A 10,778-nucleotide genomic window follows, 5' to 3' on the forward strand; every position below is an offset into this window, starting at 1 on the left:
GGGCCCTGGGCGACAGGGAGGACAAGATGGGCGCGGATCATTCCCACGACGACGGACACGGCAAGATCGACTGGCGCACCCACGGGGTGAAGGTGATCCCCGGCGACAGCCTCGATCCCAACACCGCCCAGACCCCCGGCATGAACCGGGCCACCGCCATCAACCACGCGCGGGCCGGGGCGGAGAAGATCTGGGCCGGCACGGTGCACATCCATCCGGACGCAAAGACCGGCGCCCACCACCATGGCGACCTGGAGAGCATCATCTACGTGGTTAAGGGCCGGGCGCGCATGCGCTGGGGCGAGCACCTGGAATATGTGGCCGAGGCCGGCCCCGGCGACTTCATCTTCGTACCGCCCTATGTGCCCCACCAGGAGATCAACGCCTCCCCCGACGAGACTCTCGAATGCGTTCTGGTGCGCTCGGGACAGGATCCGGTGGTGGTGAATCTCGACATCGAGCCGGCCGAGAAGCCGGAGGCGGTGAAGTGGATCGACCCCATCCACCGCGAATGACTTCTGCTAACCACCTACTTTTTCTCACCTTTTCCGGAATTGCGACAGGCCACCCACGAAGCCTGTGGACAAGTTGGAGTGATGCCTGTTGCATTCTGCGTGGGGTTTTGGCATACGAACGCACCGCCGCGACGCACTGAGGTGCCGCCGGCGAGATGGATGCGGGTGTAGCTCAGGGGTAGAGCACAACCTTGCCAAGGTTGGGGTCGTGGGTTCGAATCCCATCGCCCGCTCCAGTTTCTCTCAAGAAAATCAGATGCTTAGTACGCGCCCTTCGGGGCGTTTTCTGCTTACCGGACACGGCTTGGCCCATTCGGTAAGCACACGGTAAGCGCGTCAGGCACAGCCGTGGCGCGCTCCAGCGTAGGCGAACGTCCTGCTCCAGGTGGCCAGCGACAGGCCGGACGGGGCGGTGAGACTGCTCGGCAGATGGCCTCCCCCGCTCATGGGACGCACCCAGTCGCCCGTCGAGAGTGAGAGGTTGGACCGGAATTCCGTGACGGGTTGAAGGCCGGGAGAGAGGCTTCTGGCGCCTGTCGTGGAGTTTGGTCCCATGACTGAGGTTCAGGTTCTGGATGGGCATCGCGGTGCAGCGGGCGGGTATAGGGTCGACGCGAGCCGCGGCGAGAGGAATGGGCGCGTGTCGTCGGAGTGGTTCTCCCGGCCGGCGGACGAGCGCTTCCTGTGTCTGTCGGAGTTGTACGACACGGTGCGCGGGCGGTCCGACCGGAGTCGGACGCGGACTGTAGAGAGCGCCGCCATCCGCGTCGAGGCAAGCCGGGAGATGCCGGAGCGGCTGATGCTCGCGCTGCCGGGGGCGGATGCTCCCGTTGCCCCCACCCACTGGAGCTTCGGCCAGCTCGCGAGCCTCATCAGCGCTCCGGCCGCCTACCTGCGACAGCTCCCAGCAGCGCTTGCCGGCATCAACCTGCAGCATGGTCTGATCTCTCACCGCGCCCAGCAGGTGAAGACGTTGGAGGTGGAGGACGGCCGCGTCGAACTCCGGGCCGTCACCGGGCCCGACTATGGCCGCATCCACGACCATGAGCTGGTGGACGCCGTGCGGCGTATCGCCGGCAACGGCACCGGTGACACCCGCTGGAAGGTGCCGGGCGAGCTTGACTGGTCGACCGGCATCTACAATCCCCGCGTCGACATCTCCAGGGACACCACCACCCTCTACGCCTCGGACCGCGATGTCTTCCTGTTCCTGGTGGACGACCTCAATCCTATTGAGGCAGGGCGCCTGCCGGACGGCTCCCCCGATCTCTTCTTCCGCGGCTTCTATTGCTGGAACTCGGAGGTGGGCGCCAAGACGCTCGGCATCGCCAGCTTCTATCTGCGGGCCGTGTGCCAGAACCGGAACCTGTGGGGCGTGGAGGATTTCGAGGAGATCACCATCCGCCACTCGAAGTATGCCGCGTCCCGTTTTGCCCATCAGGCGGCGCCCGCCCTCGAGTGCTTCGCCAATTCCTCCCCCATGCTCTTCGTCAACGGCATCAAGGCCGCACGCGAGCGCATCGTGGCGCGCACCGACGAGGACCGCACCGAGTTCCTGCGCCGCAGGGGCTTCTCCAAGGCGGAGACGCAGAAGGTGATCGAGACCGTGCTCGCCGAGGAGGGCCGCAAGCCCGAGAGCATCTTCGACTTCGTCCAAGGCATCACGGCTGTGGCCCGGGACAAGCCGCACCAGGATGCCCGCCTAGATCTGGAGGCGCGGGCGAAGAAGCTCCTCGACAGGGCCGCCTGAGATCCGCAAAGCCGGAGATGCGGAATGTCGTGTCTCCGGCTTCGTGTTGTCCCGGCATTCCGGATCGTCGGTTCTGCGGCGCCGTCCTCAGAGGAAGAGGGCGGCGCCGTGCTTCGTGACGGGTTCGAGGTTGAGAGAGAGGTTCTCCGGCCGCCCGTCGCGGAGAAGCATCCAATGGCCACGGCTGTTCAGAAGATCACCCTTTCGTCGTCCCGCGACATCCCCTTCAACAAGCTGGTCTTGAGCCAGTCCAACGTCCGCCGGGTCAAGGCCGGCATCTCCATCGAGGAACTCGCCGAGGATATCGCCCGGCGGGGGCTGCTCCAGGGCCTCAATGTCCGCGCCGTCGTCGATGCGGACGGCGTCGAGACCGGCATGTACGAGATCCCGGCCGGCGGGCGGCGCTATCGGGCGCTGGAACTGCTGGTGAAGCGCAAGCATCTCGCCAAGACGGCCTCGGTGCCGTGCATTGTCCGTGAGGGCGGCATCGCCGAGGAGGATTCCCTCGCCGAGAATGTCCAGCGGGCTCCGCTTCATCCCCTCGACCAGTTCCGCGCCTTTCTCGCCTTGCGCGAGAAGGGCCAGTCCGAGGAGGAGATCGCGGCCGTCTTCTTCGTCTCGGCCGCGGTGGTGAAGCAGCGGCTGAAGCTTGCATCGCTTTCCCCGAAGCTCCTCGACACCTATGCCGAGGATGGTCTCACCCTCGACCAGCTCATGGCCTTCACCGTATCGGGCGACCATGAGCGGCAGGAGCAGGTGCTGGACCGTCTCGCCCAGGCTTACGACAAGCAGCCCTATGCCATCCGGCGCATGCTGACGGAGGGTGCGGTCCGGGCATCCGACAAGCGGGCCCGATTCATCGGCATCGAGGCCTATGAGACGGCAGGCGGCACCGTGCTGCGCGACCTGTTCCAGGGGGACGACGGCGGCTGGCTACAGGATGTGCCGCTCGTCGACCGGATGGTGGCGGAGAAGCTCGCCGCTGAGGCCGACGTGATCCGGAGCGAAGGCTGGAAGTGGATCGAGGTCGCTCCGGACTTCGCCTATGGCCACACCTACGGCCTGCGCCAGCTGCGGGGCGAGCTCGCGCCGCTGACCGACGAGGAAGAGGCTGCGCGGGAAGCCGCCCAGGGGGAATACGATCGTCTGTCCGAAGAACATGCCGATGTCGACGAGCTTCCCGAAGAGGTCGACGCGCGGCTCGAGGAACTCGAGGCGATGCTGGAGGCCTTCGAGACGCGGCCCCTCTTGTTCGATCCGGCGGAGGTTGTCCGGGCCGGAGCCTTCGTCAGCATCGCACTGGATGGAAAGCTGCGGGTGGAACGGGGTTTTGTCCGCCCGGAGGACGAGGTGCCGGTCGAAGAGGACCATGACCCTTCGATCGAGATCGATGGTGACACATATGCGCCTTCGGGACCTCGCGAGGAGGCGGCATCGTCCGCTGCTCGTGCAGAGCCCGAGGAAGAAGACGGCCTCACGCCGATCTCCGACCGGCTGCTCACGGAGCTGACCACCCATCGGACGCTCGGCCTGCGCCATGCGCTCGGTGAGCAGCCTGACATCGCCTTCCTTGCCGCAGTCCACGCCCTCACGCTGAAGGCATTCTACGCCTATGGCTCGGACAGCTGCCTTGAGCTCGATCTCAAGAGCGTCTCGTTCAACGCTCAGGCGCCAGGCCTCAACGACAGCGTCTCGGCCGAGGCCATTCGTGTCCGGCATGAGAGCTGGGCCAAGACTCTGCCCAAGGAGCCGGGTACGCTGTGGGACACCTTGAGCGGGTGGGACCTCGACAGCCGGGCCGCACTGTTCGCCCATGTGGTGAGCCTCTCGGTCAATGGGGTGCACGAGGCGTGGAACCGGCGTCCCCGCGCCTTCGCCCATGCCGACCGGCTGGCGCAGGCGGTGTCGCTCGATATGGCGGCGGCCAGGTGGAGGCCCACCGTCGACACCTTCCTGGGCCGGGTCACCAAGGCCCGCATCCTGCAGGCGGTGACCGAGGCGAAGGGGGGACGTGCAGCCGAGCGGATCGCCCACCTCAAGAAGGGCGACATGGCGCGGGAGGCAGAAGCCCTCCTTGCCGACAGCGGCTGGCTCCCGGAGGCGCTGCGGACCCAACCGTCCGACACCGCCGGCGAAGAAACGGCGGAGAAGGACGGCGAAACGGCCATGGCCGACAGCGAGGACCTCGCCGACACTGAGGAGCCCGAAGCGATCTCCTCCTCGATCGCTGCCGAATAATCCTCCCGGGCAACCTGGCCCTCCGCCCGTGGCCCCGCGCTCCCCCTGTCGCGTGGTCTGGACGGCGGGCCATTCTGTTGGAGCGTCCCCCATGTCGGATGCTGCACACGACCTCGCCCGGCGGCTAGGGCGGCAGGCAGAGGCTATCTGCCGCCATTATCTCTCCGCAGGCCGGCGGCAGGGTCACTATTGGCAGGTGGGAGATGTCCGCAATGCGCCCGGTCGCTCCATGTTCGTGCGGCTGCGAGACAGCGCGCATGGCCCGGCCGGCAAATGGACCGATGCAGCGACGGGAGAGCACGGTGATCTCCTCGACGTGATCCGGGAGAGCCAGGGCCTGTCCAGCTTCGCCGACGTGCTCGCTGAGGCTCAAGCATTTCTGCGCCTTCCACCAATCTCACGAGACGCGGAAGCTCCCCATGGCGGAAAGCAGTGTTTCTCACGTGATCCGGCCCCCTCTGCACGACGGCTCTTCGCCGCCTCAGAGCCTGTTCCGGGCACGATCGTGGAGACGTATCTGCAGAACCGCGGCATCACGGCCTTGCACGAAACCGGAAGCCTGCGGTTTCACCCGCGCTGCTATTACCGCCCGGATCCACACGAGCCCATTCAGCCCCTGCCAGCTATGGTCGCGGCCGTCACCGATCTCAGAGGGCGGATCACGGGCGTACATCGGACATGGCTCGCTCCGAACGGGTCGGACAAGGCGGCCCTCACCACGCCCCGGCGCGCCATGGGACACCTGCTGGGGCACGCCGTTCGCTTCGGCGGGGCTGACGATGTGATGGCCGCCGGAGAGGGCATCGAGACCATTCTCTCCCTGCGCACGGCGCTGCCCAGCCTCCCCATGGCAGCGGCGCTCTCGGCCGCACACCTTGCTGTCGTCGCCTTCCCACCCGGCCTGCGCCGGCTCTACATCGTCCGGGACACCGATTCAGCTGGCGACAAAGCGCAAGACAGTCTGATTGCACGAGCGAATGCGGCCACGATCGAGGCCATCGTGCTCTCGCCAGCGCTCGGCGACTTCAACGAGGATCTGCGCGCCTTTGGCGTCGATAGGGTGCGAGCGGAACTCCGATGCCAGTTGGCTCCCGAGGACGTCGGTCGCTTCATGGTGCTCCGCCCGTAATCTGGAGCGCGGAGGAACAGGAATTCTCTCACCCTGCGCATAATTGCTGCCCGTCATCAGAGAGGACCGTACGCCGGCCTTCCAGAGGGCGATCGGCCAGCAGCCGTTCTGGCCCGGCAATGGCTGCCGCCGACGATTTTCCGGCGGCGGTGTTTCCCACGACGCAAGCGTCGCGGGGCCCAGACACGCGCCTTTCCATCGCGAAGCAAAATCGCCGGCCTCCGCCATCCTCCGCTACGCTCCGGCCCCGCGCTTCCCGCGGGGTGCAGGTCCGTCCCGCCCGCCAGCTTCGTCGCCATGAAGGCCGCAAGGCTGCGGTCCAACCGACGGAGCATCCCATGAGCGCCGAGCACGACGAACCCCGCCACGCCTCTTCTCCCACCGATCACCTGCTGCAGGAACTTCAGCTCTATGGCTACCATCCCTTCGAGGACGAGCCCGATTCCCGGCCGCTTCCCGAGGCCGACCGCATCACCGGCGCCATCGCCGACATCTTCGATGCGCTCATCGCGACGCTTCAGGATACCCGCCTGGAGCCCGAGCTTCCCGGTCTCCTGTGGTCGACGGTCCATCTCTTCCACCGTGCCGCTGGCCATATCTCGGGCGCTCTCGACGACAATGAGCAAAGCCAACGCCGCAGCCAGCAGGAGCAGGACGGCAGCGAGGTGCGCTCAGTGGAACTGGAGCGCCTCATCGCCGAGGGCCAGAGCCTTCTTGACCGCCGCGACGCCTTCGAGTTGATGCGCTACGAAGCCGCCGACATCTTCGAGCGCCACACCGGATCAGCCTGGCGCCCCCGCTCCGGGTCGCTGGTGAACCACCGGCACCTCACCGCCGCCCTTATCGATAGCCGCGATTTCCTCGCCGCCCGCAGGCGTGCGGAGACCGAGGTACTGATGCCTCCGGGCGCCAAAATCGCCTTCTCCGGCGGCGACACGGCCGATCACACGCGCATCTGGGCCAAGCTCGACCAGGTGCATTACAAGCACCCCGACATGGTGCTGCTCCACGGCGGCTCACCCAAGGGTGCCGAAAGGATTGCCGCCTGCTGGGCCGATGCCCGCAAGGTGCCACAGGTCGCCTTCAAGCCGGATTGGACACGGCACGCCAAGGCCGCCCCCTTCAAGCGCAACGATCAGATGCTCTCCGTCATGCCCATCGGGGTCATCATCTTCCCCGGCACGGGCATCCAGGACAATCTCGCCGACAAGGCCCGCGAGCTCGGCATCCCGGTCTATCGCTTCGGGTCGGGCGGCGCATGAGCGCTGCCGTTCCCCAACTCCGGAATCGGATTTCATATTGTGTCCGCCCTTTTCGAGGAAAAGCAGCACTCGTTATCATTTTTCACGAGACTCGTGCTAAAAGACCAAAATTCATAATTCGGCATTGAGATTCATGGAGCCAAGGCAGTGCAAGCCGTTTTCGGGAAGCGTCAGCGTCCTTCATGGGCGCTGGCTGCCCGAGGCCGCGATTCCGGTTGGCTATGCGGCGCTCATCGATGCCTATGGGCTCGCCGTTCCGGTGCCCCTCACGCTTGCTGCCATCGGGCCAAGGCACAGGATCTATCAGGCTGATGGCTGGCACCTCTATACGCCACGCCACCAGCCGGAAGCCACGCTCGGCGGGCACCTCACCTTCGCCCTGCGCTATGAAGGACTGGACCTCGCCATTCTCAAGGCCCTGTTCCGCGCGACGGGCCCTCAGGCCATCGCCGACATGGTGCGCGCCGCCCCGACCGGCGCCTATGCGCGGCGGATCTGGTTCCTCTACGAATGGCTGCTCGACCAGCGGCTCGACCTGCCCGACGCGACCCGGGGCAGCTACGCCCTCGTGGTCGATCCCGACCGGCAATGGGCGGCGGACAGCGTCCTCTCGCCCCGCCACCGGGTGAAGAACAACCTGCCGGGCACGCCGGCCTTCTGCCCGATGGTCTTCCGCACGCCGACGCTCGATGCGTTCGTCGCGCGTGGTCTCGCTGATGAGGCCCGCCGTCTCGTCGCCGAGGTGCCGGCCGATCTCCTCGCCCGTACCGCGGCCTTCCTGCTGCTCAAGGATTCCCGGTCGAGCTTCGCCATCGAGGGGGAGACCCCGCCGCAGGATCGTATCCAACGCTGGGGACAGGTGATCGGCGAGGCCGGCCGGCGGCCCATCGACGAGGCGGAACTGGAACGGTTGCAACGCATCGTCATCGGAGACACGCGGTTCGTGCATCTCGGCCTTCGTACGGAAGGCGGGTTCGTCGGCGAGCATGATCGCGTGAGCGGGACCCCCATCCCCGACCACATCAGCGCGCGGCCCGAGGACCTCGCCGCGCTGGTCGGCGGCCTGACGGCGTTCGACCGCGGCGCGGCGCTGTCCCTCGATCCCGTGCTCGCCGCCGCGATCCTCGCCTTCGGTTTTGTCTATATCCATCCGTTCGAGGACGGGAACGGGCGCCTTCATCGCTATCTGATCCACCATGTGCTGGCGGAGCGGGGCTTCAATCCGCCGGGGCTGGTCTTCCCTGTGTCCGCCGTCATCCTCGAGCGGATCGATGCCTACCGGCAGGTGCTGGAGACCTATTCGCGCCGGCTGCTGCCCCTCGTGCGCTGGCGCCCAACCGCGCAGGGCAATGTGGAGGTGCTGAACGACACCGCGGACTTTTACCGCTATTTCGATGCCACGCCCCATGCCGAGTTCCTGTTCGCGTGCGTGGCACGCACCATCGACGTGGAGCTGCCGGCCGAGACCGCATTTCTCAGGACCTACGACCAGTTCAAGGCCCGCGTGCAGGGCCTCGTCGACATGCCCGACCGGCTGCTCGACCTCCTCTTCCGCTTTCTGCGCCAGAACGGGGGCCGCGTGTCGAAGCGGGCGCGGGACAGGGAGTTCGCCGCGCTGACCGACGAGGAAGCTGCCCACATCGAGGCCATCTTTACGGAGCTATCGGCTCAGTGAACGCCGTCATCCGGACGGGTGAGGTCATTCCGAAGGGCCACGCGGGGATGCGCTGGATATGCCTGGTCTGAGCAAGCCGCAAGCTTCTCCTGCAAACACATCGGTCCGTCTCTGACCCGGCTCCCAGTAGGGCGACGGTCCACCCCCGCTTTCCTGCGCAGATCCTTAGGTGCCGGCCGAGGGCCTAGTGCCATCAACCCTCAAGGGGTCGGCTACGCACGGCGTGCCGCCGCTCCCGCTTCGCCGTCGCGGTGATTGCGGCCCACGGCCGGACCCATCCGGCGCCTGTCAGCGGGGGATGGTCCTCCGCTTCGAACAGGAGCCGGACCCCATGTCCTTCACCGATGCACAGGCCTTCGCCCTCAGCCTTGCCAAGACCCTGATGGTCGTCATCGTGATCTTTCGCGCGGGCGACGGCAGCCTCTCGATCGTGCCGGCCGACGAATTCGACGGTGACGCCGCGCAGATCATCCGTGAGATCGACCCCTTCGCCAGATAGCGGAGGGAGCGCGGAAGTCCCGAGCATCCCCCTTGCAGGGATTCCGCCAGCCATCTTCCCTTGCTATGCTGGTGATCGCGCCGTGGTGGTGGAGGCGCGACCGCCTTACCCTCGCGGAGCCACCACAATGCTCGTTCCCATCATCATCTCCACCTGTGTCGCTGCGGGCCTCGTCTGCTGGTTGCTGTTCGAGCTCGCCGCCCTGGCGCTCCTGTTCATGGTCGGATTCACGGCCGCGGGCTGGGCCTACCAGAGCGGTGCGGGCAGCATTGGCGCCGCGTTCGCCGGGATGGGCGCGGTGGCGGTTGGCATCGCGGCGTTCAAGCGGATCACGAGGGTACCGGCGCCCGCCCAAACAGCCGGGTCTCTTTCGCACGTTCTGGCTCAGCGCCCGGGAGAGTACCAGTAGCTCGGAAGGGCGATTCACCTCGTCTTGGAGCCAATGCAGCGAGGGCGGTGAAACGCGATAGCGCCGGCGCCCTGCGACGCTTCCCCAGCCGAAGCAAGCGACAAGCGGCATCCCAACGACGCCCCCAATCTCCCGGCATCGGAAGCGACCGGTACAGCGTGTGGACGGCAAGGCAAGCTCCCCACGCCATAAGCTACGGGGATGCAAGCCGAATTTTCGTGCCCGCTCTTTTCGGCCACCTCGACGGCCATCCTCTCCGTCAGCCCTCCGTCATCGCGCGCTTCATGCGGCCTCTCTGATGGGCGGATCTGGCCGCGGGACGGCTTCGCCTCGACCGCCTGAGCCGCAACGGCGCATCGCGACTTTCTTCCCCTGGGCGACCACCCCTTCGGGGTCCCGGATCGCCCATTCCTCGCGCGGCAAGAAAGCCGCTTTTGCACCATCCTCCGCTGCGCTGCGGCCCCTGAGCCACCCCGTCAGACGGGGCCCCGGCGGGGTGCGGCGTCGGTCGCCCGCGGCCTTCCGATCGCCATCGAGGCCGCAACGGTGCGGGCTCGGAAACGGAAGACGGAGATTTACCATGGCCACCATCGGCACCTTCAAGAAGACCGGCGCGAACGAGTTCACCGGCGAGATCGTCACCCTCAGCGTCCAGGCCAAGGGCGTGCGCATCGTCCCGGACCTGCGGACCAACGGCGAGAATGCTCCCAGCCACCGGGTCCTGGTGGGCCGGATCGAAATCGGCGCCGCCTGGTCCAAGCGCTCCAGCGAAGGCCGCGACTATCTGGGCCTCAAGCTCGACGATCCGAGCTTCAACGCCCCGATCTACGCCAACCTCTTCGACGACGAGGACGCTGACACCTTCAGCCTCATCTGGTCCCGCCCCAGCGGGCGGCGCGGCGAGTGAGCCTCGCACAAGGCCCCAGCTGATGAAGCCGGGGCCTTCCTAACCCCGGGGTTCACCGGTCAGTCCTTGCCGTCCGGACGCACCAGCTCGACGTGGCTGACGCCCAGCGCCTGAGCCAGCTCGTAGAGGGTGATGACTGTCGGATTGCGCCGGCCACGCTCGAGGCCGCTGATATACTGTTGGCTGAAACCGGAGCGCGCCTCGACATCCTCCTGCGTCAGGCCTTTCTCCTGACGCAGGCGAGCGAAGTTCCGGCCGACCAGCTTGCGCATATCCATGCGCAGACGGATCGCAATTTACACCCTTTGGGCTTATCAACTATAATATGTAATCAAGCGGCCCTAGCGGGTTAGACGGCGGCAATGCCGATGCAAATTGATCACCGAGAGGCCCG

10 protein-coding genes and 1 tRNA gene are annotated in these 10,778 nt (G+C 66.5%); 10 read left to right on the forward strand and 1 reads right to left on the reverse strand.

All coding sequences use genetic code 11. The annotated features are described in order from the left end of the window. Positions 1-26: 26 nt before the first annotated feature. The 10 genes from V5F66_RS20465 (at position 27) to V5F66_RS20510 (ending at position 10,384) form a co-directional block, all read left to right on the forward strand. Entirely contained in the window at positions 27-515 is a 489-nt protein-coding gene (locus tag V5F66_RS20465) for a cupin domain-containing protein (protein ID WP_012115447.1), read from the forward strand. A gap of 161 nt (positions 516-676) precedes the next feature. After that, a tRNA-Gly gene (locus V5F66_RS20470) sits at positions 677-751 on the forward strand. Between the two features lie 317 nt (positions 752-1,068). Next, positions 1,069-2,265, forward strand: coding sequence for a DUF932 domain-containing protein (locus V5F66_RS20475; protein WP_394094618.1), 1,197 nt, complete (start codon positions 1,069-1,071; stop codon positions 2,263-2,265). Positions 2,266-2,439: 174 nt separating this feature from the next. Next, positions 2,440-4,503 carry a ParB/RepB/Spo0J family partition protein gene (locus tag V5F66_RS20480; RefSeq protein ID WP_394094619.1) on the forward strand — a complete coding sequence of 688 codons (2,064 nt, stop codon included), beginning with the start codon at positions 2,440-2,442 and terminating at the stop codon, positions 4,501-4,503. A 91-nt stretch (positions 4,504-4,594) separates the two neighbouring features. After that, positions 4,595-5,632: a DUF7146 domain-containing protein gene (locus V5F66_RS20485; protein ID WP_394094620.1), complete on the forward strand. Its 1,038-nt coding sequence runs from the start codon at positions 4,595-4,597 to the stop codon at positions 5,630-5,632. Between the two features lie 338 nt (positions 5,633-5,970). Then, positions 5,971-6,894 carry a DUF2493 domain-containing protein gene (locus tag V5F66_RS20490; protein ID WP_394094621.1) on the forward strand — a complete coding sequence of 308 codons (924 nt, stop codon included), beginning with the start codon at positions 5,971-5,973 and terminating at the stop codon, positions 6,892-6,894. 133 nt (positions 6,895-7,027) lie between these two features. Next, positions 7,028-8,569 (forward strand): Fic family protein, encoded by a 1,542-nt coding sequence (locus V5F66_RS20495; protein ID WP_394094622.1) that lies wholly within the window; start codon positions 7,028-7,030, stop codon positions 8,567-8,569. 331 nt (positions 8,570-8,900) lie between these two features. Then, a complete protein-coding gene (locus V5F66_RS20500) occupies positions 8,901-9,068 on the forward strand; it encodes a hypothetical protein (protein ID WP_394094623.1) in 168 nt (55 codons plus the stop codon). A 127-nt stretch (positions 9,069-9,195) separates the two neighbouring features. After that, positions 9,196-9,477, forward strand: coding sequence for a hypothetical protein (locus tag V5F66_RS20505; protein ID WP_394094624.1), 282 nt, complete (start codon positions 9,196-9,198; stop codon positions 9,475-9,477). A gap of 580 nt (positions 9,478-10,057) precedes the next feature. Continuing rightward, the gene (locus tag V5F66_RS20510) at positions 10,058-10,384 is read left to right on the forward strand and encodes a DUF736 domain-containing protein (protein ID WP_041576006.1); all 327 of its coding nucleotides are present in this window, start codon (positions 10,058-10,060) and stop codon (positions 10,382-10,384) included. 59 nt (positions 10,385-10,443) lie between these two features. Here the strand turns inward: V5F66_RS20510 and V5F66_RS20515 are convergent, their stop codons facing one another. Continuing rightward, entirely contained in the window at positions 10,444-10,662 is a 219-nt protein-coding gene (locus V5F66_RS20515) for a helix-turn-helix domain-containing protein (protein ID WP_394094625.1), read from the reverse strand. Between the last annotated feature and the right edge of the window lie 116 nt (positions 10,663-10,778).

It is taken from the genome of Xanthobacter versatilis (assembly GCF_043193975.1).
In the GTDB taxonomy this organism is placed as follows: domain Bacteria; phylum Pseudomonadota; class Alphaproteobacteria; order Rhizobiales; family Xanthobacteraceae; genus Xanthobacter; species Xanthobacter autotrophicus_E.

Excerpts from the sequence above, each read along its gene's own strand:
- V5F66_RS20465 (WP_012115447.1), top strand. The coding sequence starts at position 27 with ATGGGCGCGGATCATTCCCACGACGACGGACACGGCAAGATCGACTGG.
- V5F66_RS20475 (WP_394094618.1), top strand. The coding sequence starts at position 1,069 with ATGACTGAGGTTCAGGTTCTGGATGGGCATCGCGGTGCAGCGGGCGGG.
- V5F66_RS20480 (WP_394094619.1), top strand. The coding sequence starts at position 2,440 with ATGGCCACGGCTGTTCAGAAGATCACCCTTTCGTCGTCCCGCGACATC.
- V5F66_RS20485 (WP_394094620.1), top strand. The coding sequence starts at position 4,595 with ATGTCGGATGCTGCACACGACCTCGCCCGGCGGCTAGGGCGGCAGGCA.
- V5F66_RS20490 (WP_394094621.1), top strand. The coding sequence starts at position 5,971 with ATGAGCGCCGAGCACGACGAACCCCGCCACGCCTCTTCTCCCACCGAT.
- V5F66_RS20495 (WP_394094622.1), top strand. The coding sequence starts at position 7,028 with ATGGAGCCAAGGCAGTGCAAGCCGTTTTCGGGAAGCGTCAGCGTCCTT.
- V5F66_RS20500 (WP_394094623.1), top strand. The coding sequence starts at position 8,901 with ATGTCCTTCACCGATGCACAGGCCTTCGCCCTCAGCCTTGCCAAGACC.
- V5F66_RS20505 (WP_394094624.1), top strand. The coding sequence starts at position 9,196 with ATGCTCGTTCCCATCATCATCTCCACCTGTGTCGCTGCGGGCCTCGTC.
- V5F66_RS20510 (WP_041576006.1), top strand. The coding sequence starts at position 10,058 with ATGGCCACCATCGGCACCTTCAAGAAGACCGGCGCGAACGAGTTCACC.
- V5F66_RS20515 (WP_394094625.1), bottom strand. The coding sequence starts at position 10,662 with ATGGATATGCGCAAGCTGGTCGGCCGGAACTTCGCTCGCCTGCGTCAG.